This window comes from Streptomyces sp. NPDC006602 (assembly GCF_042870385.1).
Classification (GTDB): domain Bacteria; phylum Actinomycetota; class Actinomycetes; order Streptomycetales; family Streptomycetaceae; genus Streptomyces.
The window spans coordinates 14,902-39,184 of record NZ_JBIAHG010000040.1; the positions used below are offsets into that span (position 1 = coordinate 14,902).

At 69.7% G+C, this 24,283-nt stretch carries 26 protein-coding genes, 1 tRNA gene and 4 pseudogenes; 15 read left to right on the plus strand and 16 right to left on the minus strand.

Annotated elements, in window-relative coordinates:
• Positions 1-3: 3 nt before the first annotated feature.
• The 4 genes from ACFYO2_RS43315 to ACFYO2_RS43330 all read right to left on the minus strand — a co-directional run bounded on the left by ACFYO2_RS43315 (position 4) and on the right by ACFYO2_RS43330 (position 3,770).
• Positions 4-79: transfer RNA gene (locus tag ACFYO2_RS43315), tRNA-Arg, on the minus strand.
• A 633-nt stretch (positions 80-712) separates the two neighbouring features.
• Positions 713-1,486: an SDR family NAD(P)-dependent oxidoreductase gene (locus ACFYO2_RS43320; protein WP_388361268.1), complete on the minus strand. Its 774-nt coding sequence runs from the start codon at positions 1,484-1,486 to the stop codon at positions 713-715.
• A 328-nt stretch (positions 1,487-1,814) separates the two neighbouring features.
• Positions 1,815-2,831, minus strand: coding sequence for a hypothetical protein (locus ACFYO2_RS43325; RefSeq protein WP_388361271.1), 1,017 nt, complete (start codon positions 2,829-2,831; stop codon positions 1,815-1,817).
• A gap of 114 nt (positions 2,832-2,945) precedes the next feature.
• Positions 2,946-3,770, minus strand: a complete 825-nt coding sequence (locus ACFYO2_RS43330; RefSeq protein ID WP_388361273.1) for an SDR family oxidoreductase — start codon at positions 3,768-3,770, stop codon at positions 2,946-2,948.
• Between the two features lie 93 nt (positions 3,771-3,863).
• Between ACFYO2_RS43330 and ACFYO2_RS43335 the strand changes: the two genes are divergently transcribed.
• The 3 genes from ACFYO2_RS43335 (at position 3,864) to ACFYO2_RS43345 (ending at position 6,959) form a co-directional block, all read left to right on the plus strand.
• On the plus strand, positions 3,864-4,484 hold the full coding sequence (locus ACFYO2_RS43335; protein WP_307076221.1) for a TetR/AcrR family transcriptional regulator: 621 nt from the start codon (positions 3,864-3,866) through the stop codon (positions 4,482-4,484).
• A 361-nt stretch (positions 4,485-4,845) separates the two neighbouring features.
• Positions 4,846-4,971 carry a hypothetical protein gene (locus tag ACFYO2_RS43340; RefSeq protein WP_388361378.1) on the plus strand — a complete coding sequence of 42 codons (126 nt, stop codon included), beginning with the start codon at positions 4,846-4,848 and terminating at the stop codon, positions 4,969-4,971.
• Positions 4,972-5,324: 353 nt separating this feature from the next.
• On the plus strand, positions 5,325-6,959 hold the full coding sequence (locus ACFYO2_RS43345; RefSeq protein ID WP_388361276.1) for an IS200/IS605 family accessory protein TnpB-related protein: 1,635 nt from the start codon (positions 5,325-5,327) through the stop codon (positions 6,957-6,959).
• Positions 6,960-6,993: 34 nt separating this feature from the next.
• Here ACFYO2_RS43345 and ACFYO2_RS43350 read toward each other — a convergent pair whose 3' ends face one another.
• A complete protein-coding gene (locus tag ACFYO2_RS43350; protein WP_388361279.1) occupies positions 6,994-7,464 on the minus strand; it encodes an ester cyclase in 471 nt (156 codons plus the stop codon).
• A 141-nt stretch (positions 7,465-7,605) separates the two neighbouring features.
• Here ACFYO2_RS43350 and ACFYO2_RS43355 point away from each other — a divergent pair, with 141 nt between their 5' ends.
• Complete coding sequence (locus tag ACFYO2_RS43355; RefSeq protein ID WP_388361360.1) at positions 7,606-7,902, plus strand: winged helix-turn-helix transcriptional regulator; 297 nt, start codon at positions 7,606-7,608, stop codon at positions 7,900-7,902.
• Positions 7,903-8,060: 158 nt separating this feature from the next.
• On the opposite strand, the gene ACFYO2_RS43360 is transcribed toward ACFYO2_RS43355, so the two are convergent.
• The 6 genes from ACFYO2_RS43360 to ACFYO2_RS43385 form a co-directional block, all read right to left on the minus strand.
• Entirely contained in the window at positions 8,061-8,681 is a 621-nt protein-coding gene (locus ACFYO2_RS43360; RefSeq protein WP_388361363.1) for an MFS transporter, read from the minus strand.
• A 207-nt stretch (positions 8,682-8,888) separates the two neighbouring features.
• On the minus strand, positions 8,889-9,179 hold the full coding sequence (locus ACFYO2_RS43365; protein ID WP_388361281.1) for a DUF4190 domain-containing protein: 291 nt from the start codon (positions 9,177-9,179) through the stop codon (positions 8,889-8,891).
• Position 9,180: 1 nt separating this feature from the next.
• Complete coding sequence (locus tag ACFYO2_RS43370) at positions 9,181-9,345, minus strand: hypothetical protein (RefSeq protein ID WP_388361283.1); 165 nt, start codon at positions 9,343-9,345, stop codon at positions 9,181-9,183.
• A gap of 238 nt (positions 9,346-9,583) precedes the next feature.
• Positions 9,584-10,600, minus strand: coding sequence for an NAD(P)/FAD-dependent oxidoreductase (locus tag ACFYO2_RS43375; RefSeq protein ID WP_388361365.1), 1,017 nt, complete (start codon positions 10,598-10,600; stop codon positions 9,584-9,586).
• Positions 10,601-10,668: 68 nt separating this feature from the next.
• Positions 10,669-10,812, minus strand: coding sequence for an alpha/beta fold hydrolase (locus ACFYO2_RS43380; protein WP_388361284.1), 144 nt, complete (start codon positions 10,810-10,812; stop codon positions 10,669-10,671).
• Between the two features lie 170 nt (positions 10,813-10,982).
• A complete protein-coding gene (locus ACFYO2_RS43385) occupies positions 10,983-12,614 on the minus strand; it encodes an MFS transporter (RefSeq protein ID WP_388361287.1) in 1,632 nt (543 codons plus the stop codon).
• Positions 12,615-12,749: 135 nt separating this feature from the next.
• On the opposite strand from ACFYO2_RS43385, the gene ACFYO2_RS43390 reads away from it, so the two are divergent.
• Positions 12,750-13,499, plus strand: a complete 750-nt coding sequence (locus tag ACFYO2_RS43390) for a TetR/AcrR family transcriptional regulator (protein ID WP_388361291.1) — start codon at positions 12,750-12,752, stop codon at positions 13,497-13,499.
• 197 nt (positions 13,500-13,696) lie between these two features.
• A pseudogene (locus tag ACFYO2_RS43395) lies at positions 13,697-14,011 on the plus strand (DUF2993 domain-containing protein); the annotation flags it as partial.
• A gap of 135 nt (positions 14,012-14,146) precedes the next feature.
• Here ACFYO2_RS43395 and ACFYO2_RS43400 read toward each other — a convergent pair.
• Positions 14,147-14,797 carry a TetR/AcrR family transcriptional regulator gene (locus tag ACFYO2_RS43400; RefSeq protein ID WP_388361294.1) on the minus strand — a complete coding sequence of 217 codons (651 nt, stop codon included), beginning with the start codon at positions 14,795-14,797 and terminating at the stop codon, positions 14,147-14,149.
• A gap of 257 nt (positions 14,798-15,054) precedes the next feature.
• Positions 15,055-15,423: pseudogene (locus tag ACFYO2_RS43405) on the minus strand (GH32 C-terminal domain-containing protein); the annotation flags it as partial.
• 42 nt (positions 15,424-15,465) lie between these two features.
• On the opposite strand from ACFYO2_RS43405, the gene ACFYO2_RS43410 reads away from it, so the two are divergent.
• Positions 15,466-15,642 (plus strand): hypothetical protein, encoded by a 177-nt coding sequence (locus tag ACFYO2_RS43410; RefSeq protein ID WP_307076202.1) that lies wholly within the window; start codon positions 15,466-15,468, stop codon positions 15,640-15,642.
• Positions 15,636-15,882 (plus strand): annotated as a pseudogene (locus ACFYO2_RS43415) (IS5/IS1182 family transposase); the annotation flags it as partial. The gene ACFYO2_RS43410 and the pseudogene ACFYO2_RS43415, both read left to right, overlap by 7 nt.
• Positions 15,883-15,945: 63 nt before the next feature.
• Here the strand turns inward: ACFYO2_RS43415 and ACFYO2_RS43420 are convergent.
• Both ACFYO2_RS43420 and ACFYO2_RS43425 read right to left on the minus strand, forming a co-directional pair.
• Complete coding sequence (locus ACFYO2_RS43420) at positions 15,946-16,668, minus strand: methyltransferase domain-containing protein (protein ID WP_388361369.1); 723 nt, start codon at positions 16,666-16,668, stop codon at positions 15,946-15,948.
• 1,180 nt (positions 16,669-17,848) lie between these two features.
• Complete coding sequence (locus ACFYO2_RS43425) at positions 17,849-18,472, minus strand: TetR/AcrR family transcriptional regulator (protein ID WP_388361295.1); 624 nt, start codon at positions 18,470-18,472, stop codon at positions 17,849-17,851.
• 125 nt (positions 18,473-18,597) lie between these two features.
• On the opposite strand from ACFYO2_RS43425, the gene ACFYO2_RS43430 reads away from it, so the two are divergent.
• The 6 genes and pseudogenes from ACFYO2_RS43430 to ACFYO2_RS43455 all read left to right on the plus strand — a co-directional run bounded on the left by ACFYO2_RS43430 (position 18,598) and on the right by ACFYO2_RS43455 (position 23,518).
• The gene (locus ACFYO2_RS43430; protein ID WP_388361297.1) at positions 18,598-19,416 is read left to right on the plus strand and encodes an oxidoreductase; all 819 of its coding nucleotides are present in this window, start codon (positions 18,598-18,600) and stop codon (positions 19,414-19,416) included.
• 90 nt (positions 19,417-19,506) lie between these two features.
• A pseudogene (locus ACFYO2_RS43435) lies at positions 19,507-19,652 on the plus strand (VOC family protein); the annotation flags it as partial.
• Between the two features lie 95 nt (positions 19,653-19,747).
• Positions 19,748-21,424, plus strand: a complete 1,677-nt coding sequence (locus tag ACFYO2_RS43440) for an FAD-dependent oxidoreductase (protein WP_388361300.1) — start codon at positions 19,748-19,750, stop codon at positions 21,422-21,424.
• An 11-nt stretch (positions 21,425-21,435) separates the two neighbouring features.
• Positions 21,436-22,905, plus strand: a complete 1,470-nt coding sequence (locus ACFYO2_RS43445; protein WP_388361372.1) for an ATP-binding protein — start codon at positions 21,436-21,438, stop codon at positions 22,903-22,905.
• Positions 22,902-23,252, plus strand: a complete 351-nt coding sequence (locus ACFYO2_RS43450; protein ID WP_388361302.1) for a UBP-type zinc finger domain-containing protein — start codon at positions 22,902-22,904, stop codon at positions 23,250-23,252. Before ACFYO2_RS43445 ends, ACFYO2_RS43450 begins: the two co-directional genes overlap by 4 nt.
• Positions 23,253-23,341: 89 nt before the next feature.
• Positions 23,342-23,518 carry a hypothetical protein gene (locus ACFYO2_RS43455; RefSeq protein ID WP_388361305.1) on the plus strand — a complete coding sequence of 59 codons (177 nt, stop codon included), beginning with the start codon at positions 23,342-23,344 and terminating at the stop codon, positions 23,516-23,518.
• Between the two features lie 175 nt (positions 23,519-23,693).
• Here ACFYO2_RS43455 and ACFYO2_RS43460 read toward each other — a convergent pair whose 3' ends face one another.
• Complete coding sequence (locus tag ACFYO2_RS43460) at positions 23,694-23,855, minus strand: hypothetical protein (RefSeq protein WP_307076186.1); 162 nt, start codon at positions 23,853-23,855, stop codon at positions 23,694-23,696.
• Between the two features lie 24 nt (positions 23,856-23,879).
• Here ACFYO2_RS43460 and ACFYO2_RS43465 point away from each other — a divergent pair, with 24 nt between their 5' ends.
• Positions 23,880-24,200: a hypothetical protein gene (locus ACFYO2_RS43465; protein ID WP_307076184.1), complete on the plus strand. Its 321-nt coding sequence runs from the start codon at positions 23,880-23,882 to the stop codon at positions 24,198-24,200.
• Positions 24,201-24,283 lie beyond the last annotated feature (83 nt).

Here is a 24,283-nt window from a genome sequence, read left to right on the forward strand (position 1 = left end):
GCCTGGTGCCCCCGGCAGGATTCGAACCTGCGACACCCGCTTTAGGAGAGCGGTGCTCTATCCCCTGAGCTACGAAGGCGGGGGCTTGTAGAAAACCTTGCTGAAAATCCAGGGCGTGGATCTTCGGCGAGGAGCACAAGCCCGCTGGTCAGACGTGGTGCGACGCTCTCCGCAGAGTCACCTGAGCAGACAACGCGACGTACCAACGGCTGACCAGTCATAGCGTAGCGGATGCGCGTCGGCGAGAGTCCTCTGTATAGGGACAGGAGGGCAGGAAGGCGAGCTGGAGTGCCTCTGACCTGCCGTGCCTGTGGCTCGCAGCGCATGACTGGCGGGCGTTGAGGGAGCAGGGGCCGAGGGCGGTTGGACCGTTCTGCTCCCTGTGTCAGCTTGTGGGGCTGCTTGCTGCCGCCTCGGGTCGCCTGGCATGACAGGCCGCCCCTTGTGGGTGGAGGTAGCCGCCTCATGCGCTGCCCGCAGGCCGGGGCTCACATTTCGCTGGTGCGAACCAGGCTGTGTCGCCGTTCGCGTTAGACCTGGTCCGCGAGGCTCAGCAGGACCTTGCGCGTGGAGCCCCATGTCAGCGCGTCGAGCATCCGCCGAGATGCTCGATGTGGGCCAGCGCAGAAGGACGCGCCCGAACCCCGTCGGAGACTCTGCGACGCATTGACGTGACCCGCCAGCCCCGCGTACACGCTCAGCTCGGAAGTGCCTAAAAGCGCGTTGTCTGCTCAGGTGACTCTGCGGAGAGCGTCGCACCACGTCTGACCAGCGGGCTTGTGCTCCTCGCCCAGGAAGGAGCCGCAGCATGACCACCGCCACCCCTGACGACGGCGGAGGCAATCTCGGCCGGTCGGCCGACCCTGCCCATGGGGATCCTGTCACCGTTCTCACGCAAGCCTTCGGCTGCACTCTTGCCGCGGTCGGCGATGCCGGAAAGCAGCATCGGCGTCTCTACATCGCCGGGGGCGACGGCATTCACACGGATCCCCTGGCGCGCATGGTCTATGGCAAGCGCCCGGGTCATCTGCACCACGGCGCCTTTCGAGGTGCAATAGGCGAGCTCGCCGCGTCCGGCGACAAAGGCCCAGTCGGAGGCGATGTTGACGACGGCACCGCCGCGTCCATCGGCATCAAACTGCGCGATCATGTGACGCACGGCGGCGCGAGAGAAGCGGAACACCGCCTCTACATTCACCGCCATGATCTGGGCGAAGTCATCATCGGAAGTCTCGAGCACCGTGCCGCTGTGCACGATGCCGGCATTGTTGACGAGGATGTCGATCCGGCCGAACCGCGTTACGGTCTCCTGCACCAGCGCGTCGGCAATGCCGGGCGCGGTCACGTCGCCAGCTATGAAATCCGCGCCGAGCTTCGGCTCGCGCTTCTCCCGGATGGCGGTGAGTCCCTCCTCCACGTCGCCGGCGCGTCGCCGGAGAAGCTCGAACTGGCGCACCGGCTCGGCGCGACCCGTACGGTGCTTCACTGGGCGATCCTCGCCCGGGCGAGGTGCGGGTCCGGCTGCGGGCCAGCGGTGTCTGCCACTCCGACCTGCACTCCCGTGACGGTGCGCGACGGGCTGCTCGGCTGACCCCCGCGCCGGACACCCGGGACCGCCGGGTACGAGGTCCCGTACGACGCCGGCGCCTCTGTGTGAGCGCCACATCGAGGCCGTCGTCGCCGCACGTCGACAGAGGTTGCTTCCCTTGGGTGGGCGTCGTGGCCCCTCGGGCCGATGGGCACCCAGCCCATCACTCGAGGGGCCACCTGATCTCCGCCCGCACTGGTCGAAACGCAACCGGCCAGGGCGCTTGTCAGGCTAGTGCGGCCGCGTTCTTGCGGCTCTGCACGATTTCGTTCAGGCGCGCGGTCTGCTCGTCGACGGCATGTGGCCCGTTGCCGGTCAGGACGCCGTGGGTGTCGTCCCGGATGACCAGAACCTCGGCCATGTTCTCGGTCACGTCGACCTTGTAGCCGGCGTCCTTGAGCGCCACGTCGACGAAGAAGGCCAGACGGGTCTCCTCGCCGGGGATCTTCGGGTAGCCGCCGTCGAGGATCTGCAGCTCGCCGTGCTCGGGCACGGTGGTGATGTGGGCGCCCTTGAACGCGTGGTCCTCGTTGACGCTCACCTTGCCGTCGGCGTCGACACGGTACTTGGCAGACGTCATCGCGACGGGCGCGTGGCAGATCAGCGAGATCGGGACGTCGTTCTCCCGCAGCTGGTGGAGCAGCTCGCCGACCAACGGGTTGTCGTGGAAGTCGATCATCGGTGCGTGGCCGCCCGGCGCGTGCATGAAGTCGAAGCCAGCGAGCGAGAAGTCGTCCGCTGCGTCGCGGTGCCGGGCGAGCAGTTCCTCGATGGAGTACCACTTGTGCTCCGGCAGGGCCTCCAGGCTGGCGACGAGGTCCTCACGGATGGAGCCGCCCTCCTTGTCGGTGTTCGGCAGGTTCGGGGAGACCGGCATCCGGCCGAGGTGGCGGCGCAGGAGGGCGAGCTCGGCGTCACGGCGGGCGACCAGCTCGGGGTTCTTCTCGCGCACCTCTTCGACGCTGTACTGCTCGTTCTGCATGGCTACGCGCATGCTGTCCGGGCCGAGGCTGGCGCCGCCGTGCATGCCGAGCGCCATGCCGTTGATGTCGAGCGTGGGGACCTTGCCGTCCGGCGTCGCGAGAACGAAGTCGTGAGTGTCCTCGTACTGGGCGAGAACGGCGGCCAGCTCGACGAGGAACCAGCCGATGGTGATGCTGCCCCCTTCCGGCTTGGTCAGCGGCAGCTGTGATCCGGACGAGACGACGATGAGTGCCTTGGGGCGGGTGCTGTCGGTGGTCATGAGGGTTCTTCCTTGCATCCGCTGTGGTTGTGGTCGCGGCGCATCAAAAGCGCGCTTGTGGGGGGCGTCGAAGACCCGGTCGGGTCGACGGCCAGAGGCGTACCGCTGCTTACTTCAGGCCGGGTTGCCCTGGGACAGGGTGGAGACGTCGGCCCAGTCCTGCCAGGTCTTGAGGCGCTCGGCATACACGGGGGGAAGCAACTCCAGGCCCGCGGTGCCGAAGAAGACGCGCAGCGGCGGGGCGTCGGCGTCGACGACCTTCAAAAGCGCCGGCCCGGCCGCGGCGGGATCGCCGATCTTCATGTTCCGCCAGCCCTCGGCCACGGCCGTGCGCACGCCGTCGTAGACGGGCAGCTGCTCGGCGAAGCTGGCGGAGGCACCGGCCCAGTCGGTGGCGAAGCCGCCGGGCTCGACCAGGGTGACCTTGATCCCGAATGTGGCGACTTCCTGGGCGAGGGACTCGGTCAGTCCTTCCAGGGCCCACTTGGAGGCGTGGTAGCCACCGAGGTTGGGGAACGTGGTCACGCCGCCGATGGTGGAGATCTGCACGATGTGGCCGCTGCCCTGCTCGCGCAGCAGCGGCAGGGCGGCCTGGGTCACCCACAGGGCGCCGAAGAAGTTGGTCTCCATCTGGTCGCGGACCTGCTGCTCGGTCAGCTCCTCGACGGCGCCGAACAGGCCGTAGCCGGCGTTGTTGACGACGACGTCCAAGCCGCCGAAGTGCGTGTGCGCCCGCTGCACGGCCTCGGTGGCGGCGGCCTTGTCCGTCACGTCCAGGGTCAGCGGAAGGATCGCCTCGCCGTGCGCGGCGACCAGGTCCTTCAGGGACTCGGTGTTGCGGGCAGTCGCCGCCACCTTGTCGCCGCGCTGAAGGGCCGCCTCGGCGAACTGACGGCCGAAGCCACGCGAGGACCCCGTGACGAACCAGATCTTACTCATGGAAACACTCCTACTCGAAACGAGGGGTTATGAAGAGACCGTACACCTGCATGAGACTCAGTATCAAGTTGAGCTGTCGTGTATTCTTGAGGCATGACTGACTCCGCCGGGACTTCCACCCGCTCCGCCGCCAAGCCCGGGCTGCGTGAGCGCATGCGTGCGACCATCCGGGCGGAAGTCACAGAGGTGGCGCTCAGGCTCTTCATCGAGCAGGGCTTCGACCGGACGACCGTCGACCAGATCGCCGCCGAGGCCGGGCTGTCGCGCGCCAGCCTGTTCCGGCACTTCGGAACGAAGGAGGACATCGTTCTGGTCGACCTGGAGGAGATCGGCCGCCAGATCGCCGACACGCTCGCCGCCCGGCCCGACGAGGAGCGGCCGTGGGAGGCGCTGCGCCGGGCGTTCGACGTGATGACGCGCATGAACGAGGCGGCGCCCGAGCACACGCTCAGCTATCTGCGGATGCTTCAGGAGACACCGTCCTTGCGCGCCCGGCACTACGAGAAGCAGCTGGGCTGGCAGGAAATGATGGTCCCGGAGATCGCACGCCGACTGGGGACCGGCCCCGATCATCCCGAGGATCCCCGGCCGACTGCTCTGGTCGCGGCCGCCCTCGCCTGCGCGGACGCGGCATCGGCGGGCTGGGTGACCTGTGAGGGCACTGTGCCACTGGCCGTGCTGCTCGACCGCGCGATGGGCGCCCTCACGGAGTAGCCCCCGCACATACCGCAACGCGCTCTCACAAACCTCGTCGGTGCGGCCCGTTCCGCGCCCTTGGAGCGCCAGTGTCAGCGAGGCGGTTCAGGAACAGGCACACAAGCCTGGGTCCACTCGGGGTCGTACTTTTTGAGGTGCTGCACCGAGGTGGGGACCGGTTGGTGCCGTCCCCACCATGAAGCCGATGTATGGGCCAGAGACGCGGGCAGCTCATCGGGGGCGGCCCTGATCATGCCTCCCCAGTCGCCGAGGGGCCACTGTGACGTGGCCACTGGCCGGTGGAAGCCTCGCATCATGTGAGAGACACGACTTCGCCGAAGACGCCTCCCAGCTGCGGACTGGCAACGCACCACGGGCGATGGCCAGCTTCCGCCAGCGGGCCGCCGGCGCCCTCTGTCTGACCGGCGTCTTGAACATCGCCGCCCCCCTGCGACGCGACGCGCGTCGCGCCGAACGGCCCCTCACCTACCTCAACCTCACATGATCACGAAACAGGCGGCTGAAGACTTTGCCGAGGCCTGGGCTCTGCCCCGGTCGGTCGCGGCGCCCGAAGTCGGCATGCGCCGCGACGTCGAGGGAGTGCTTGCTGATCAGGGCTCAGGGCTCGGGAACTGCTGCCGGTTTGCTGAGCATGAGTGCCTTCTGGTGAGCGTGAGTGAGTGCCGGGGCTGGAAGCGGCTGTTCCGCTGTGCGTCAGGGGGCTCCTCCGGCCTGGGTGTGCTGTGGTCCTCCGTGATCGAGAGGGGAACGTGAGTTCCTGGGTCGAATGGGTGACCTTTGCGGAGGCTGCTCGTTGACTGCGGTGAGGGGGATCTTCGGCCGGGCGGGGGTGGAGGGGTGGGCGGGCTGCGGGAGGTGGCGGCGTCGTTCGTGGTGCCCGGCCCGGCGGGAGTGGCGGTCCGGGACCGGCTGCGGGTGTCGGATGCGGACGCGGCGGTACTCGCCGAGGTCGGCGTGTACTTGGGGTCGCTGGCCGCCGGGGATCTCGCCGAGCGCTCCCGGCAGGGACTGGCGCACGATGCCGCCTCATGGGCGGTGCGCAAGCGGGCGCTGACCGGGCAGTCGTCGGCGCGGTGGGCGGGCAGCATCACCAAGGCCACCCACGACCAGTGGGCGCTGGCGAGGCGCGGTCAGGCCGCCCATCTGGCCTGGCTGCGCGGGCGGATCGCCTCGATCGAGGCGCGGCTGGCCCGGCCGCTGGGCGCCAAGGCCGACAAACGCGAGGGGCTGGTGCGCGGCTATGCCTCGCGGGGCGAGTGGCATGCCAAGTCCCGCCGCCTGCACACCCTCAAGGACCGTCTCGTGGTCGTGGAGGCGGACTGGAAGGCGGGCCGGGTGCGGGTGGTGCGCGGCGGCAAACGCCTCGCCAACACCCGCCACTACCTTCAGGCGGCCGAGCTCAGCGAACACGTCTGGCGGGAGCGGTGGCGGGCGGAGCGGATGTTCCTGACCGCCGACGGGGAGACGGGCAAGCGGTTCGGCAACGAGACGATCCGTGTCACCGACACCGGACAGGTCTCGGTCAAGCTCCCGGCCCCGCTGGCCCATCTGGCCAACGCACCCCACGGCCGCTACGTCCTGGACGCGACGGTGGCGTTCCGGCACCGGGGGCAGGAGTGGCGGGACCGGGTCACCGCGAACCGGGCGGTGGCCTACCGCATCCACCACGACACAGTGCGCGGCCGCTGGTACGTCACCGCGTCCTGGCAGCGCGCCGCCGCCCCGGTCCTGCCCCTGGAGGCGGCCCTGGCCCGGGGTGTGGTGGGGGTGGACATGAACGACGACCACCTCGCCGCCTGGCACCTGGACGTGCACGGCAACCCGGTCGGCGAACCACAACGCTACTTCTACGACCTCACCGGCACCGCGGAGCACCGGGACGCGCAGATCCGGCATGCCCTGACCCGGCTGCTTCACCACACCCGGCGGTGCGGGGCCGCCGCGATCGCCATCGAGGACCTCGACTTCACCGAGGGCACCAGCCGGGAGAAGCACGGCCGCAACAAACGCTTCCGCCGGCTGCTGTCCCGCTTCCCCACCGCCAGACTCAAGGCCCGGCTGGTGTCTATGGCTGCCCAACAGGGAGTGGCGATCGTTGCGGTCGATCCGGCCTACACCTCTCGCTGGGGTGCCCAGCACTGGCAGAAACCGCTGACCACCCCGCGACGCAAGATGTCCCGGCACGATGCGGCGAGCATCGCGGTCGGGCGACGCGCCCTCGGACATCCGATCCGGCGACGGACGGCACCGCCCCACCCCAACCAGAGTGATCGTGGTGGGCATCGGACCGCCCAGGCCCGACCGGAGATCCGACGGCGTGAGGAAACCCGCCCCCACCTTCCCGGACCTCGCACCAGATGCGCGCCGCCCGGCCGTGGAGCGAAAGCGGGGAACCAGGGTGCCCAACACCGTTCGGGACACCCGGCTGAGCAAGAGTCCTGGCAACAAGACTCACTCCCACTCAGTCTTTAGGAACGGTAGGCGTTGTCCGTGACGATCTCGATCTTCACTTCGACTGCTGCGCGCCGGCGCTGATCTGCTGGGTGAGCTTGAGGAGTTCTTCGACGTGGTAGATCTCGGTGATCTTGCCGTCGATGATGTGCATGATGTCCTGGCCGTTGATGTCGACCGGGTTGCCGCTGGCGGGGAGCCCGAAGGCGTCTGCGGTGTGGGTGGCGGTCATCCGCCAGTGGAGGACCACCCAGCCGCCGGGAAGCTCCTGCTGGAAGAGGATCCGGTGCTGTGTGCCGGTGAACCCGTCGCGGACCGCGGCGATCGACGCTCGCATGCCGTCGATGCCCGAGGCGGCCTCAGTAGCCGGGTTGTGATCGATCACATCCGGGGCGAACACCTCGTCCGCGCCGGCGACATCGCCGGTGTCGTAGAGCTCCAGCTCGCGCGCGGCGACCCGCAACGCGGTGCTCGTGGCCGAGCGCACCATCTCGCTTGCGGTGTTGTTCGTGCTGATCGCGGTCATGAGGTCCTCCAAGGGGTGCGGTGTGGGCTGACCCGGCTATAGTTCCCCAAGGGAATCAGTTCCCTCAAATGAACTAATGGGGAAAGTGTGAGTGATCTGGAGCACCCTCTGCCGGAATGTCCGATTGCCCGGTTCTTGACCGTGTTGGACGGGCCATGGGCGACGCTGATCGTGAGGGAGCTGCTGACCGGCCCGAAGCGCTTCACCGAGTTGCGCGCCGCGCTACCGGGGATCAGCCCCAAGACCCTGTCCTCACGGCTACAGCGATTCGTCCTCATCGGGCTGGTCACCCGCACCGCCTACCCGGAGGTCCCTCCCCGGGTGGAGTACCAGCTCACCGAAGCAGGCACACGACTTCAGGCCGTCTTCGACGCCATGGCCGACTGGGCCGAACAGGACCTTCCCCGCACCGGCTCGCTCCGAGGCGCAGACCAGTGACCCGAAGTACCAGCTCGCCCGCTACGTGCGCGCACTGCTCGCCCCGGGGGCCCGCGCCCCAAGGGGGTCTGACAAACCAGCGGCTCTGGCCCGCAGTGCCTGCGTCACCGCGCCGGAGCGGATCGAACGCGCGGTCACGCTCGCATTCCCCCACCCGCTCACGTTCCTGAGCGACGCGTCCCTCGCTGCTGGCCGGGAAGGTCCTCAAGCCGCAGTTCCAGCAGAACGTGCTGAGCTGGCCGGAGCCGGTGAAGGCGCTGCTCCCGACCGCGCCGAGGAAGGTGTACAGGAGGTACACGGCCAGCGCCCACAGCGTTGTGATGGCGACGAGTGCCGGATCGCCCCGTAGTCTCCCGGTCCCGTGCCGTTGGTCGGTGGCCGCCACCGTACTGCCGTGCGGGGCGGGAACCTCCTGCCACCCGCCATTTGGCCAAGGCGAGCAGGGCCGTGGCGAGGGCGAGGACGGCGAACACGTACTGCCACCCCAGGTGGTGGCCGAGGACGTCGCCCAGCGGGGCGCCGGCCCATAGCGCGGAGAGCAGTCCGGATCCCACGAGCGCGAGGTGGGTGGCCCGTCGGTTTGCGGGAGCTGTGGCGCTGGAGAGTGCGTAGATCGTCGGTCCCGTGCCGGCTGCGGCCGCTCCGGCGACGACTCTGGCCACCACAAGCAGCGGGTAGTTCGGCGCCAGGGCCGTGGCGAAGTTGGCGAGGGTGAACAGCAGGAGCGAGACAACGAGCACTCGCCTGCGACCGAGGCGGTCGGCCAGCCTGCCGAGCAGTGGCGCGGTGACGAGGTAGGTCCCGGGGCGGTTTGACGTGCAAGATCCACCTCGCCGGTGAAGGCGGGTGCCGCCCCATGGCCTCCGTACGAAGTGGCGCACGTTCACTTGTACGCCGACATCCCTGCACACGCCGACCACGAGCGGCACAAGGCCTGCAACTCGCAGACGCTGGTCATTTGTCAGACGCGAACTGCCCGACGGTCTTCAAATGCTCCAGGAGACGGTGCCGTCGGCGGTGACCAGGATCGCCAGGACGGCTAGGTCGGTGATGCCCAGTGCCATACCGAACCAGGCCCGCCCTTGTCGCTTCGTCCCGTTCCACAGGGCGATGGTGGCCAGCACGATGGCGGTGGGGCCGAGGAAGATGTTCCCCACCAAAAGACCCGGTAGGCCGAGGATGAAGGAGGCTACAGCCATGCTGTCGGCGTCCCGGCGACGGTCCGTCCTTTTGGTTGCAGTGAGCGGAGTTGTCTTTTCCGGTGCGGTCAGCTGCATGTCAGGCGTCTCCTTCGCTGCGTCCGGATCGGCGTTCGCGCACCATGAAGATGGTCAGCCAGATGGCGATCAGGGCCCCGGCGATCAAGCTGACGGGTATGGGGATGTGGGCGACGGAGCCCAGGAAGAGCCCCAGGAGCAGGAGCGCGAAGACGATGAACACCATGGCTTGCCTCTCAGCGCGTGATGGTTTCTCGTTCGGGGTGGGTCGGCCGCTCGGGAAGCCGAGGATGTGGAGTCATCGAGGCGGGCGAGGAAGTCGAGGAGTGTGGCGTTGACCTCGGCGCGACGCTCCTGCTGCTTGTTTGCTGGGCATGACTGAAAGCCGTCTGGAATCTGATTGGTTTCCTCACCGATGGAGGTGAGGCGGGTGGGTGACGGGCTGAGATCTCAGGGCTTCGAGATCATCGTGTGGCCGCTTTGGGGCTTGCCTCGGCGATCTTCTGGAGGGCCGCGTCGGTGTCCGCGGTGGCCAGCATCCTGTTGATGTCGGCGCCGGCCAGTGCGCCGGCCGCTGCGGAGGCCCCGACCTGGGCGACCAGATCGGTGGCGTTGCCGGCCACCCACACACCCGGCACCTCGGTGGTGCCGGCCGTGCCGGAGGCGAAGCCGCGGCCCGTCGGCAGGTCCTGCACCGGCAGGCCCAGGCCTTCCAGGCCCTGGGTGCGGGCCTGCATCGGCGAGGCGACCGCGAGGACGCGGCGGGCCACGACCTGGCCGTCGGCCAGGCGCACCCCGGCGAGGGCACCGTCCTCGTCGTTGACGACCTCGGTGACCGGGGTGTCGATGACGCGGATGCCGCGGGCGGCGAAGCGGGCGCGGCTGTCCTCGTCCAGGTCGGTGCCGCGGGTGAAGTAGGTCAGGTCCTCGGTCAGCTGACGGAACAAGAACGCGTGGCCGATGGAGGCCGGGCCGGTGGCGAGGATGCCGATGGGCTCGTCGCGCACCTCCCAGCCGTGGCAGTACGGGCAGTGCACCACACTGTGTCCCCAGTGCTCGGCGAGTCCGGGCACCTGTGGCAGCACATCCGTGAGGCCGGTGGCCACCAGGATGCGGCGGGCGGTGATGCTGCGGCCGTCGGCCAGGGTGACGGTGAACCGCAGGTCCCCGTCCGCCGACGGGGCGGCGGACTCGGCCGAGACCACCTCGCCGTTAACGACGCGTCCGCCGTACTGGCGCACCTGCTCCCGGCCCCGTCGAAGGATCTCGGACGGCGGGGTGCCGTCCAGGGCGAGGAGGCCGTGTACGGCCTTGGCGGGCGCGTTGCGCGGGGAGCCGCTGTCGATCACGACGACCGAGCGGCGGGAGCGGGCGAGGATCAGTGCGCCGTTCAGCCCCGCGGCGCCCCCGCCGATCACCACCGCGTCGACGGTCCCCTCGGCCAGTGCGTCGCTCGCGTACGCAGGAGTCGCCACAGCCATGGCCTCCTGCCTTTCCTTGTCAGTCATGGTTCGGTCAGCCCTTCGAGTTCTGGGTGGTCGGAGGGGGGTCAGCCGTTCAGGAAGCCCACGATGTGGTCGGCGACCGTCTTGGGCTGCTCGAGGTGCAGGAAGTGCCCCGCGCCGGGTACGACGATGCGTTCGAGGCCGTTCGTGAACAGGTCGTCCATGCCGTCGCTCAACGCCACGGACATGCAGTTGTCGTCGGCCCCGTGGAGGTAGAGCGACGGGACGGTGAGGGCACCGAAGACCCGGGCTTGCAGGGCTTGGGCCGCCTCGTCCGCGGGCGGCGATCCGGCGGACGCGGTGCCCGGCGATCCCGCGGATGCGTCCCCGGCGATCCAGTGGACGCTCCGCCGGCGATCTAGCGGGTGGACCCGGTGTGCTCCCGCACAGTGGCCGCCTCGCTCGCCGTCGTCCCGGCTCCTGCCTCGGCGCTCTGCTTCGCGAAGCCGCGCCGTCCCGGCAGGATGGCGAGGACGATCAGTGTTCCGGCGGCCATGATGATCCCGCCGATGAGGCTGGTCTGGGCGACTCCGTGGGCGAAGGCCTGGTGGACGGCGTCCACGGCGGCCTGGGCCTGCTGGGGCCCGGCGGAGGGATCCTGCCCGACCCGCTCCGCGACAGCCAGGCCGGCGCCGACCGAGTCCTTGGCGGTCTCCATCGCCTCCGCCGGGAGCCGGTTGCCCACCAGGTCGGTCAGCTCGTCGCGGTAGGCCGTGCCCAGCAGCGAGCCCAGCACCGCGATGCCCAGCGCCCCGCCCAGCTCGAGCGCGGTGTCGTTGACACCGCCGCCGACGCCCAGCTCGGACTCGGGGAAGGAGCCCATGATCGTGTCGGTCGCCGGGGAGATGGCCAGTCCGAGCGCGAGGCCCAGCATCAACAGCGGTGCCAGGAAGTCCCCGTACGTCGACCCCTTGTCGATCTGGGTGAGCAGGAACATGCCCGCCGTGCCGATGGCCATGCCGGTCACGACCATCACCTTCACCCCCAGCTTCGGGGTGAACAACCCGGTCAGCGCGGACCCGAGGAACACCGCACCGCCCAGCGGCAGCAGCCGTAGGCCCGTGTCCAGGGCGCCGTAGCCGAGGACGAACTGCAGGAACTGCGTCGAGTAGTAGAGCACGGCGAACATACCGAAGAAGAAGAACATCACCGCGAGCATCGAGCCGCTGAAGGGCCGCAGCGCGAACTTTCGGACGTCCAGCATCGGGTGCGGGTGCCGCAGCTCCCAGGCGACGAAGGCGGCCAGACCGGCACCGGCGACCACGGCGGCGGTGACGGGGCCGGCGCCCCAGCCGAAGTGCGGGCCCTCGATGGCGGCGTAGATCAGGGAGCCGACGGTGACGATCGACAGCAGACCACCGACGTAGTCGATCCGGCCCATGCCCTCCGCCTTGGACGGCGGTACCAGAGCGAGCGCGCCGAACACGGCGACGAGGGCGATCGGCACGTTGATCAGGAAGGTCGAGCCCCAGGCGTGGTCCTCAAGCAGCCAGCCGGAGACCAGCGGGCCGACGGCTACCGCCACCCCGGAGGTCGCGGCCCAGGCGGTGATGGCCTTGGCCCGCTCGCTCCGGGGGAAGGTCGCGACCACCAGGGACAGCGTGGCCGGCATCACAACCGCGGCACCCACACCCATGATCGCGCGGGCCACGATGACCAGCGAGGTCTCGTCGACCATGCTCCCCATCACCGAACCGCCGGCGAAGATCAGCAGACCCAGCACCAGCGCGCCGCGCCGACTGTACTTGTCGCCGATCGCGCCCAGCACCAGCATCAGCGCCGCGTACGGAACGGTGTAGGAGTCGACGACCCACTGCAGATCACTGCTGCTCAGGCCCAGCTCGGTGGTCATGTCGGGGGCGGCGACGATCAGCGACGTGTTCGCCATCACCGTGATCAGCAGGCTCAGGCACAGCACGAGCAGCGCCCACCAGCGCCGCGCGTAAGGCCCGGTCATCTTCTCCACGGGGGTATTTGCAAGGAAGGACATCAGTAGCTCCTGAGAGGGACGGGGCGGACGAGCGAAAGCACTTAATTGCCCATCGATGTGCACACTAGTTTATTGCCCCTCGCTGTGCAACTATCGCGATGACTCTCTCCTCCCACCTGCCCTCGAGGTACCGACGTGACCAGCCGACCAGCACGAACACCGACGACGAGGCCGGGACGGTCTCCGGCCCGGCCCCACGAGACGCCGCCCCCTCCTGCTCCGACTTCGACTTCGTCCCCCGCGCCGACTTCGACCGCGACTTCGGCGCAGCGGCGGGACGCGCGGGCCACCCGTGCCCGGATCCTCGACGCGGCTCGGCGGGAACTGACCCGCGACCCCGACAGCAGCCTGGAGGACATCGCCGGTGCCGCCGGTGTGGCCCGGCGCACCGTGTACGTCCACTTCGCCGGCCGGGCCGCGCTCGTCGAGGGCCTGGCCGCCGAGGCCGCGGAGGCGATCCGGCGCGCCGTCGCGGGTGCCCCGGCCCCGACCCCCGACGCCGTCGCGGACCTGGCGCGATTCGTCCTCATGGTGTGGCCCGTCGGCGACCGCTACCGCACCTTGATCCGGCTGGCCCGCGGCCAGGACCTCGCACGCGCACGCGTCGACGAACTGCTGACCCCCGCCCGCGACATGGCCGCGAGGGTCTTCGCCCACGGCCGCCGACAGGGCGTCTTCCAGACCACCGTCCCGCCCGACCCGCTCGGCCGAGCCATCGAGGCCCAACTGCTGGCCCTGCTCGACTGCATCGACCGCGGCCTGTGCTCCGACGACGGCACCGGCGCCGCCACCGCCGCCCTCATCGCCGCCGGAGTCGCCCCGGACACCGCCATCGCGAAGGTCGATCAGGTACGGAAGTCCGGGTCGCCCCCGAGTCCCGTCTGAAACCCCGTGCCCGTACACCACTCGCACTCACACACATGTCCGCCCCCAACTCCCTGTCCCCTGAAGCCCCTTGGAGGAGGGCCGAGGTACCGCCCCGCCCCGAGCACGACCGTGACCAGGAGTGCGAGTTCTCGTACTCGCACGAACCCGCCGACGGCTCCGACCGCCCGCCGCCGGTGACCGAACTCGCCCGGAGGATGGACGGGTTGACGAAGTCGGACGACGACAGCGAGGCCCGGGCCCGCTCGGCGGAGGCGACCGCCTTCCTGTCGTACGCGGACCTGTCCGACGCCCTGGGCCTGGAACTGACCCGGGGCTACGGTTCCGACCGGATCCGCGCCCGCGTCCTGACCACCCTCGGCTTCGAGGTCACCGCGACGACGACCGTCTCGGCGGCCTCCGGCAACCGCGTCACCTGCAAGGACTTCAAGGTCGCGGGCCGCGTCGCCCTGCCCGAGGCCGGTGAGAAGTCGCTCGGCCAGGTCTTCGCCGAGCCGATCGCGCCGCGGAAAATCCCCGACGGCCTCCGACTGCGCTCGGTCACCACCACGGAGCAGGGCCTCACCGCCCACTTCTCCGGCAAGTCGGTCACCTTCCGCCGCGACGACGCCCGGGACACCTCGTCGAACGGGTCGGCCGGAGAGAAATCAGGTGCCGTGGGCCGGAAGAGCCGTAGCCATCGCCGACGCAACCTCCTCGACCACCGCGCTCGCCCGATCCTCCGGCACGCCGGCCGCGATGAGGGTGGCCGTGGCGATCCGGTGCCCGTCGTCCTCCAGCGCGCCGGTGTTGACGGACTCCACCAGAGCTACGATCAACGCCATCAGGCCTGCGCTCTGCACGGCCGGCGGCAGATGGGAGTGGAAGACGCCGTCCCGCTGCCCGCGCTCCAGGATCCCGATGGCGGCCTCCCGGGCCGGCGCGAGCACCTCGGCGAAGCGCTCGGCGCCGAGGTCCCGCCGGGTGAGCGCCACCAGCATGCGGTAGCGGTCGCCCACGGGCCACATCCGGAGTACGAACCACGCCAACGCCCGCTCGGCCGACTCCCCCTGCTCCGGCCCGGCCTCCACCGCGTTCCGCAACGTCTCGGCGGCTTCCTCGGCGAGCGCCTCCAGCAGCGCCGCCCGCCCTGGGAAGTGCCCGAAGAGGGTGCGCCGGACGACCCCGGCGGCCCGCGCCACCTCCTCCAGCGTGACATCGGGGTTCCGCCCCAGCTCCTCACGGGCCGTGGCCAGGATGCGCGCCCGGTTGGACCGCGAATTACGGCGCAGCGGCTCGCGGGCCACGTGCTTGCTCACGGAGAACCTCGCAGCATCAAAGGACGGACGAACGGCCCCCATTTTGTCACGCCGAGCCGAAGCCCCCGTATCACGCCCCAGCGGCCGCTGCCTCACGCGGGACCCGCCCCACCTCATGGCCCCGAAGCTCGGCCGACGCGGAACCGAGCGCGCCCGGTGCGGCCCTCGCGCTTGTTCCTCGACGAGAGCCCCGGCGCGCCAGGCGCCGCCGCCGACCTCGTCCGTCGCGGTCATCCCACCGGCCACCTCCCTTCGGATCAGACCGCGAACTCCCGGATCACCATGTTCCGGAACACCGCCTGCCCGTCGATGGTGAGCAGGGCCAGCCCGGTGTCGGACGGGTCGGGGAAGACCACGGTCGAGTGCGCGTACCGGCCGTCGTCGACGAACATCTCGACGGACGTGCGGTCGACGAGGACGCGCAGGCGGACCGTGCGGGCGGACAGGTCGAAGGGCGTCCGGCTCTCCTGCCAGCGGTCCGAGGCATCGGGGCCGGCGGTGTAACCGCGGTTGACGAAGGCGTAGTCGCCGTAGACCCCCACGTCGACGTGCCGCCCGCCGTCCGCCGAGCGCCGCAACTGCAGCCCGGCACCCGTCAGTTGGTCCCAGGTGATGTCGCAGGTCAGTCCTCCTGGTCCCTGTCGGGAACGCCTTGCCGACGTGAAAACATGATCGCGGCGCCCGTCCGCCGACTCCGGTACGTCGTCGGCGATCGGCGCGGACGCCAGGTCGCGCCACTGCTCGTGCGGATCGGGATCGTCGCCGTCGTACTCGACGACCAGGCGGAGGCCCGCCGTGAACTCGCCGAGCTGACCGGCCGTTCGACCGGGCCGGTGACAACCTGACCGTCAAGCCGGTCAGCCGCCCCAGGACGCCTCTGGCTTCGTCGTGCTGCCCCGCCGCCGGGTCGTCGAGGTCGCCCGCGTGGATGATGCACGCACGCCGCCATGCCCGGGACTACGAACGGCTCATCCAGTACTGAGACCCTGATCGTCTGGGCCGTCATCACCCTCATGACCAGGCGTCTCGCACGGAAGGGGGCCACCCCCAGCTGGCCAAGGAAACCCACATCGGCCACGAGCGCCTGGCAGGCGTGGTCACCGTTCCCCGGTCAAGCGGATCCCCGCAGCCCGTGCTCCATCTGCTCTCTAGGCGGAGGCGGCAGCCACGAAGAACGGAATGGCGATGAGGAAGCGGTCGGCCTCGGCGCGTCGCTGCTGTTCGGCGAGCCACTCATCGGCCTGGTCACGGCCGACGGCACCGCTCATGCAGGCCGACTCGGCGAGCCCGGTGAGCAGCGACAGCATCGCGGGATCGGTGAACACGCTGGTGTGCACCTCGACGGTGACGTCGTTGAAGCCGCCGTCCAGGAGCAGGTTGCGGTACTGGCGGGCGGCGCGGGGCGTGCCCAGGAGGTCGGCGCGGGCGTGCATGATCGTGCGGGTGAGCGCCGCATCATCAGAGTCGACCATGATGGCGTCCCAGTCCTGCCCGACCAGGACGATCCTGCCGCCCGAGCAGAGGACGCGCCGCGCTTCCGCCACCGCGCGCCATGGCTCCTGAAGTGCGTGGAAGACCTTGTCGGCACGGTAGCCGCGCACACTTCCGTCGGCGAACGGCAGATCCTCCGCCCCCGCCTCCCGGAACTCGGCCGCCGGCCACCGTTTCCGGGCCGCGGCCAGCATCCGCGGATCGGGATCCACGCCCACCGCGTGAACGCCACGCTCGGCCAGCTCGGCGACGGCCCGCCCGGCACCGCAGCCGACGTCCACGACAGACGAGCCCGGGACAAGAGACAGCAGCTCGTAGGAGCGGGCCCGCAGCAGGCTGGCGCTCGGCATCTGGTCCATCGCGTCGAGGAGGGCCAGCATAGCCTCGGTGCCGCGGTGCTTTTCCACGAAAGGAGTCGTCACAGCCATGGCCTCCTGCCTTTCCTTGTCAGTCATGGTTCGGTCAACCCTTCGAGTTCTGGGTGGTTGGCGGGGGGTCAGTCGTTCAGGAAGCCCAGGATGTGGTTGGCGACCGGTGCCCTGTGCCGGGTATGACGATGCGTTCGAAGCCGTTCGTGAACAGGTCGTCCATGCCGTCGCTCACCTCCACGGAAAAGCAGTTGTCGTCGGCCCCGTGGAGGTAGAGCGACGGGACGGTGATGGCGCCAGGCGTGCACGCAGCCTGTCCGGTGAGCTCAGGACGGTTGTGTACTGAACAGTCAGAAACCTAGGTGGTTCTGTACTGAGTTGTCAAGTACGTCGGACGGTGGTGCCGGCGACCACGGCGACCACGGCGGGCGCGTTCACGGGCCGGGGTCGGCCTTGACCGTGTCCTGCGCCGAGACCCCTCGCGAAAGGCAGGGAAGCCCATTGCCGTCAGCTCGGACGGACCATGTGGTCCTGCGCGGTCGTGCAGCCCGTCGTCTTGGTCTCGACGTCGGACACGGGTGTGATGTCCAGCAGCAGGTCGGGGGTGAACCTCGCAGACCTGTGGCTGGCGCGGCTCGAACTGGAACCCCTGGGCGGTGACGAGCGGCCGGGTGCGCGGTGGTGGCCGTGGGTCGGGGTGATCCTGCGCGTCAGCGGGGTGGTCGCCTGTGCCTGGTTGTGGTCCCGGGTACGGGGGCGTTCGCCACGTGGGGAGCAGGACCTCGGGCTGACGCTCGCGCAGGATGGCGACGATCGGACCGGTCGCCGACTCGTCGACGCCCAGCGGGAGTCCGTACTGCTGCCCGCATCCGCGGGGACGCCACCCAGCTCTACGAGGGCACCGAGGCGGAGCACTGGCACGCATTCCTGCACGCGCGGTCCGAGTTGGCGGAGCGGCGGCCGAAGTACCACTGTCTGCTGGCGGCGAGGCGTTCGGCGACTGACCGTGCAGTTCAGGCTCGGCGACACCGCGCATGCGGTGGAGCAACTCGACTGGATGCGGGCGCAGTTCTTCGGCCAGCCGCCCGGACGACCGCCCGGCGGCGCGTAAGCCTGCGGGCCGTGTCTCCGTGGCGATCGGAGTGGGCCGACCGCGTCAGATGCCGGTGCAATGAGCCCGGCCGTGGCCTTGTCAGGGGTGGCGTGGGCGGGGCAGCAAGGCGAACGCGCTCTCCGCGATCGAGGTCAGGCGGGCGGGGCTGTGGCCGTAGGCGCCTACGACATCGCTCCCGCGGATGACGGTCAGCAGGAGGTAGGCGAGGTCGTCGGGGTCCGCGTCGGGGTCGATGTCGCCGTTGCGCTGGGCCGCTCGCACGCACTCGGCCACCGCCGTCCGGACTACGGAGAAGCAGTCGTTGGCCAGGCGTTTCACCTCGGGGTCGGAGGTGCCGATCTCCAGGGCCATTTTGGCGGCGAAGCAGGCCGCCGCCGTCCGGTCGGGGGCGGGGGGTACGTCGGGGGCGAGTGGCACCCCGTGGACGGCGCGGAGCAAGTAGGCGTGCAGTCGTTCCAGGGCGCCCTCGTCGGGTCCGGCGAGGATCTTCGGCGGACCCTGCCCCAGCCGGGCGAAGTAGCCGGTCATCGCGTGCAGCAGCACGCCGTGTTTGCCGTCGAAGGCGGCGTAGAGGCTGCCGCGGCCCAGGCCGGTGGCGGCGCTGATGTCGTCGACGCTCGTGCCGTTGTAGCCCGTGGTGCGGAACTGCCGCTCGGCGGCATGCAGGACGTGGTCGGGGTCGAAGTTTCGTGGTCTGGCCATACACCGAAGGTAAAGCCGACCCACCCTTCTTGACAAGTCAGTACAGAACCATCTAGGTTCCTGACTGTTCAGTACACAACCACCCCGGGCTCGTGTCGGTCATGCCCACAACCGAAGGAACCACCATGCAGACAGCAGCTTCCCCCGTGGCCCTCGTGACGGGCGCCTCCTCCGGGATCGGGCGGGCGGCAGCGCTCGCCCTCGTGGACGCCGGCTTCGCGGTGGTCGGCACGAGCCGCAACGCGGCGAAGGCCGAGCCGCTCGCCGGAGTGACGTTCCTCGACCTCGACGTGGCCGGCGACGACTCGGTCCGCTCCCTGGTCGGGGAAGTGATCGAGCGGTTCGGCCGGATCGACGTCCTGGTCAACAACGCAGGCGTGGGCGCGGTCGGCGCCGGCGAGGAGAGCTCGATCAACCAGGCCAAGGAGGTCTTCGACATCAACGTCTTCGGCCTGATGCGGATGACCAACGCAGTGCTGCCCCAGATGCGCGCCCAGGGCAGTGGCCGCGTGGTCAACGTCTCCTCGATGCTCGGTCGGATCCCAGCGCCCTTCATGGCCGTCTACGCCGCCACCAAGCATGCGGTCGAGGGCTACGCCGAGTCCGTCGATCACGAGCTTCGCGAGCACGGCGTCCGGATGCTGCTGGTCGAGCCGACCTACACACGCACGAGTTTCGAGGCGAGCAGCATGGCACCCGACTCGCCCCTGCCGATCTACGCCGCACAGCGGGAGGTCTCCCGAGACGTGCTGGCCACGGCCTTGCGCAACGCCGACCACCCGGACGTTGTCGCTAAGGTGATCGTCGCGGCCGCCACCGATTCCCAGCCCAAGCTCCGGTACACAGCCGGCTCGATGGCCGCACGCGTCAGCCTCCTGCGCCGGATCGTGCCCTCGCGCGCCTTCGACAGACAAGTCCGCAAGCTCAACCGACTGGCCGGCTGACCCCGCAGTACACCCGGCGCCTGAGCAGACGCACATGTCCAAAACCAGAGACACCGAAGCCCCTCACGGCGAGACCACCGGGATGGGCGGCGCGGGGCCGACCGGCAGGCCGAGGTCGACCGGCTGCCGGCCCTCGGGCGCGGCACGCGGACATCGGCCAAGGAGAGCAATCCTGGACCACACTGGTGGACCCGGAGGGCAACGAGTTCTGCGTGCTTGGCTCTCGGCGGAGCTAACCGGAGCGGGGCGATCGGACATACGATGGCTGAAAGGCGACGCCGGCCTCGAGCCGGCGCCGACCGGTGATCCGATCACTCGGGGTGGGAGACCTATGGCACAGGCCGCGGACGCTGCGCGGACCGTCATCATGACCGTGGACGACGATCCCGGGGTGTCCCGGGCCGTCGCCCGTGACCTGCGCCGGCGCTACGGCAAGTCGTACCGGATCGTGCGCGCGGAGTCCGGCGAGTCCGCGCTGGAGGCGCTGCGGGAGCTGAAGCTGCGCGGTGATCTGGTGGCGGTGCTCCTGGCCGACTACCGGATGCCGCAGATGAACGGCATCGAGTTCCTCGAACAGGCCATGGACGTCTATCCCGGCGCCCGCCGCGTACTGCTCACCGCCTACGCGGACACCGACGCGGCGATCGACGCGATCAACGTCGTCGACCTCGACCACTATCTGCTCAAGCCCTGGGACCCGCCGGAGGAGAAGCTCTACCCGGTGCTCGACGACCTCCTGGAGGCGTGGCGGTGCAGTGACTTCCGGCCGGTGCCGAGCACCAAGGTGGTCGGGCATCGCTGGTCGGCGCGCTCGTCGGACGTACGGGAGTTCCTGGCCCGCAACCAGGTGCCGTACCGCTGGTACTCCACCGAGGAGCCCGAGGGGCAGCGGTTGCTGGCCGCGGCGGGCGAGGACGGGCAGCGGCTGCCGGTGGTGATCACGGCGGACGGTACGGCGCTCGTCGAGCCGGAGGTGCCCGAACTGGCCGCGCACGTGGGACTGGCGACGACACCCACGGCCGACTTCTACGACCTGGTCGTCATCGGCGGCGGGCCGGCCGGGCTGGGCGCTGCCGTGTACGGGGCCTCGGAGGGGCTGCGGACGGTGCTCGTGGAGCGGTCGGCGACCGGCGGGCAGGCCGGGCAGAGTTCGCGGATCGAGAACTACCTGGGCTTCCCGGACGGGGTGTCCGGCGGCCAGCTCACCGACCGGGCGCGACGCCAGGCCACGAAGTTCGGCGCCGAGATCCTCACCGCCCGTGAGGTGACCGGTCTGGAGAGCAGCGGGGCTGCGCGGCTCGTACGGTTCGCGGACGGGTCGGCGATCGCGGCGCACAGCGTGATCCTGGCGACCGGTGTGTCCTACCGGCAGCTGGAGGCGCCGGGGGCCGACGAGCTGTCGGGCCGCGGGGTGTTCTACGGGTCCGCGCTCACCGAGGCCGCCGCCTGCCAGGGCCACGACGTGTACATCGTCGGTGGCGCCAACTCGGCCGGGCAGGCGGCGATGTACCTGTCCCGGGGCGCCAAGTCGGTCACGCTGCTGGTGCGCGGGGCGGACCTGACCGCGTCGATGTCGCACTATCTGATCCAGCAGATCGCCGAGTCGCCGAACATCTTTGTGCGGGCCCACACGGTCGTCGAGGCCGCGCACGGCGACAATCAATTGGAACAGCTGACGTTGCGCGACACGACGAGCGGGCAGACCGAACGGGTCGACGCGCAGTGGCTGTTCGTGTTCATCGGCGCGGCCCCGCTGACCGACTGGCTGGAGGGGACGGTGTTGCGGGACGAGCGCGGGTTCATCCTCGCCGGGCCCGATCTGACCGCGGACGGGCGGCCACCGGCCAACTGGGAGCTGGACCGGCCGCCGTACCACCTGGAGACCAACATCCCCGGCGTGTTCGTCGCCGGGGACGCGCGCGCGGAGTCCGCGAAGCGGGTCGCGTCCGCCGTCGGAGAGGGAGCCATGGCCGTGATGCTCGTACACCGGTATCTGGAGCAGTCGTGAGCGGGCGGCTGATGCCGTGCAGCGCGGCGGAGATCAGCTCGCTGTTCCTCTTCGAGAAGCTGAACGCCGAGCAGCTCGGCAGACTGTGCAGCGAGGGGCGGGTCGAACTGTTCGACCCCGGGCCGGTGTTCACCGAAGGTGACCCGGCGACCGACTTCTACGTGATGATCGAGGGCACGCTCGTCATGTCCCGCCGGGTCGGCGCCGACGACATCGAGGTGAGCCGCACGTCCCAGCCAGGGGTGTACGCGGGGGCCGTGATGGCATACCTCTGGGACGGAAAACCGCAGCGGTACATGAACTCGTTGCGGGTGTCGGAGCCGACGCGGTTCTTCGTCCTGCCCGCCGGATCGTTCGCGAACTTCGTCCACGAGTGGTTTCCGATGGCGGTCCATCTCCTGGAGGGGATCACCCTCGGTTCGCAGACCTTTCAGCGGGCCGTCGGGCAGCGCGAACGGCTGCTGGCGCTGGGCTCGTTGTCCGCGGGTCTCACCCATGAGCTCAACAACCCGGCCGCGGCGGCCGTACGGGCCACCTCGTCGCTCAGGGACCGGGTCGCGCACATGCGCAACACGCTCGGCGTCATCGCCTCGGGCCCCCACCACGGCGACGCCCTGAAGGCCCTGGTCGACCTCCAGGAGCGTACGGCCGAGCGGGTCTCCAAGGCGCCGGCACTGAGCCCGCTCGAAGCGTCCGACCGGGAGGACGAACTCGCCGACTGGCTCGACGACCACGGTGTCCAGAACGGCTGGCAGATCGCGCCGACCTTCGTGCAGGGCGGTCTCGACGTCGACTGGCTGGAGCAGATCGCGGCGGCCGTCGACGAGCCGGGAATCCTGCAGAGTGCCATCGAGTGCCTCAACTACACGGTCGAGGCCGAGCTGTTGATGTCCGAGATCGAGGACTCCACCACCCGTATCTCGCACCTCGTCGATGCCGCCAAGCAGTACTCGCAGCTGGACCGCGCCCCCTACCAGGTCGCCGATGTGCACGAACTCCTCGACAGCACGCTGCTGATGCTGTCGGGCAAGATCGGTCCCCAGGTCAAGGTCGTGAAGGAGTACGACCGTTCGGTGCCGAGGATTCCGGCCTACCCGGCCGAACTGAACCAGGTGTGGACCAACCTGATCGACAACGCGGTCTCCGCCATCAAGGGCGCGGGCGGCGAAGGGACGTTGACCGTACGCACCGCTCTGGTGCACGACCGGCTGCTGGTGGAGTTCCGCGACACGGGCCCGGGAGTGCCGGCCGAGATCCGCGGCCGGATCTTCGACCCGTTCTTCACCACCAAGCCGGTGGGCGAGGGCACCGGGCTGGGGCTCGACATCTCCTGGCGGATCGTCGTCAACAAGCACCACGGTGACCTGAAAGTCGAGTCCGTGCCCGGCGACACCCGCTTCCAGGTGCTGCTCCCCCTCACCGCCACCGACCCCGACACCGAGCCCGATACCGTCCCCGACCCGGCCCAGGAGCCCTCATGACCAAGGACACCGGCATCGACCCGGGCGTCCCGCCCAGCGGTGCCGGATGCGTCGAGTGCGACGCCGACGGCGGCTGGTGGTTCCATCTGCGGCGCTGCGCCCAGTGCGGTCACATCGGCTGCTGCGACGACTCACCCGCCAAGCACGCCACCGGCCACTTCCGGGCCACCGGCCATCCGATGATCCGCAGTTACGAGCCCGGCGAGGCCTGGTTCTGGAACTTCGAGACGTCCGAGCTCTACGAGTCCGGTCCGGCCCTGGCTCCCCCGGCCGCCCACCCTGCCGACCAGCCCACGCCGGGACCGGCGGGGCGCGTGCCGGCGAACTGGGCGGACACGCTGCGCTGAGCCTGGCCGACCAGGGCTGTCAGTGGTGGATGTCAGGATTCATCTGTGCCGCAGAACCTGTTCGGCACTCCACTCATCGGACGATCGCGATGCCCCTCCTGCAGCTCCACGGTGCCGACGACGGCTGCATCCTCCCCGCGCAGGTCGACGACCGACATCGGTTCGCCGCCCCGCACGCGCTGGAGGTCGTCCCCGACGTCAGTCACTTCCTGCACATCGAGGCCCCCGAGGCGATCGCGGCACGGATCGCGGCATGGGCCCAGTAGCGGATCACTCGACCCTCGCGGCGAGACCACCGGGATGGGCGGCGCGGGACGGACTCTGACATGGCGTTGTTGCGGACGGCGGGATGGGGCGGATCTCCGCCCGGCGACCAGCCATGCAACCGTCAACCCGGTCGGTCAGAACCGTCAGGTGAACGCTGCTCGCCGATGAAGGCGATCACCAGCCGTTGCGGGGGTCGGGCTCCCCGGCGAAGAAAGTTGTGGCCGCCTTCAGGATCGCCACGTCCTCACGCAGCCGGCGGATCTCCTCGTTCTCCTCGGTCGTGACCCTGGGCGCCTCGCCGCCGTCAATCTCGGCCTCGGCGCCCCAGCGCCACAACGACTTCTGCCTACCCCGACCTGCTTGGACACCGTCAGCACCGCCGCGGTATCTGGTCGGGTACTGGGCACGGTGCTACAGCATCAGCCGGACGGCTCGGGCCCTCAGCTCGGGATCCACCTTCTTCGGCATGACATGCATCCTTCCAACTCAAGAAGATGCGGCATCAAACCGGCCCCTACCTGGTCCACGCTGAGTCTCGATCACAGCGTGGCAGCGCGGTCTTCTGCTGTTCGCCTCGGCGAGGACTTCGCCGGCATCTACGGGCCCGAAACCATCGAGCGGTTCGGGCTGCTGCTCGGCGGCATGCTCATCGAATGGGCGTCGTGGCGGTGGGTGATGTAGGTGAACGTGGCCTTCGCGGCCCCTGCCCTGATCGGTGCCTTGCTGCTGCTGGCCAAGCCTGTGATCGCCTAGAAGCCCGAACT

Coding starts and splice junctions, on each gene's coding strand:
- ACFYO2_RS43325 (WP_388361271.1), bottom strand. CDS start 2,831: ATGACCACCGACAGCACCCGCCCCAAGGCACTCATCGTCGTCTCGTCC.
- ACFYO2_RS43330 (WP_388361273.1), bottom strand. CDS start 3,770: ATGAGTAAGATCTGGTTCGTCACGGGGTCCTCGCGTGGCTTCGGCCGT.
- ACFYO2_RS43335 (WP_307076221.1), top strand. CDS start 3,864: ATGACTGACTCCGCCGGGACTTCCACCCGCTCCGCCGCCAAGCCCGGG.
- ACFYO2_RS43340 (WP_388361378.1), top strand. CDS start 4,846: ATGGCCAGCTTCCGCCAGCGGGCCGCCGGCGCCCTCTGTCTGACCGGC.
- ACFYO2_RS43350 (WP_388361279.1), bottom strand. CDS start 7,464: ATGACCGCGATCAGCACGAACAACACCGCAAGCGAGATGGTGCGCTCG.
- ACFYO2_RS43365 (WP_388361281.1), bottom strand. CDS start 9,179: ATGCAGCTGACCGCACCGGAAAAGACAACTCCGCTCACTGCAACCAAA.
- ACFYO2_RS43370 (WP_388361283.1), bottom strand. CDS start 9,345: ATGGTGTTCATCGTCTTCGCGCTCCTGCTCCTGGGGCTCTTCCTGGGC.
- ACFYO2_RS43375 (WP_388361365.1), bottom strand. CDS start 10,600: ATGGCTGTGGCGACTCCTGCGTACGCGAGCGACGCACTGGCCGAGGGG.
- ACFYO2_RS43380 (WP_388361284.1), bottom strand. CDS start 10,812: ATGTCCGTGGCGTTGAGCGACGGCATGGACGACCTGTTCACGAACGGC.
- ACFYO2_RS43385 (WP_388361287.1), bottom strand. CDS start 12,614: ATGTCCTTCCTTGCAAATACCCCCGTGGAGAAGATGACCGGGCCTTAC.
- ACFYO2_RS43410 (WP_307076202.1), top strand. CDS start 15,466: ATGATCGCGGCGCCCGTCCGCCGACTCCGGTACGTCGTCGGCGATCGG.
- ACFYO2_RS43420 (WP_388361369.1), bottom strand. CDS start 16,668: ATGCTGGCCCTCCTCGACGCGATGGACCAGATGCCGAGCGCCAGCCTG.
- ACFYO2_RS43425 (WP_388361295.1), bottom strand. CDS start 18,472: ATGGCCAGACCACGAAACTTCGACCCCGACCACGTCCTGCATGCCGCC.
- ACFYO2_RS43430 (WP_388361297.1), top strand. CDS start 18,598: ATGCAGACAGCAGCTTCCCCCGTGGCCCTCGTGACGGGCGCCTCCTCC.
- ACFYO2_RS43440 (WP_388361300.1), top strand. CDS start 19,748: ATGGCACAGGCCGCGGACGCTGCGCGGACCGTCATCATGACCGTGGAC.
- ACFYO2_RS43445 (WP_388361372.1), top strand. CDS start 21,436: ATGCCGTGCAGCGCGGCGGAGATCAGCTCGCTGTTCCTCTTCGAGAAG.
- ACFYO2_RS43450 (WP_388361302.1), top strand. CDS start 22,902: ATGACCAAGGACACCGGCATCGACCCGGGCGTCCCGCCCAGCGGTGCC.
- ACFYO2_RS43455 (WP_388361305.1), top strand. CDS start 23,342: ATGCCCCTCCTGCAGCTCCACGGTGCCGACGACGGCTGCATCCTCCCC.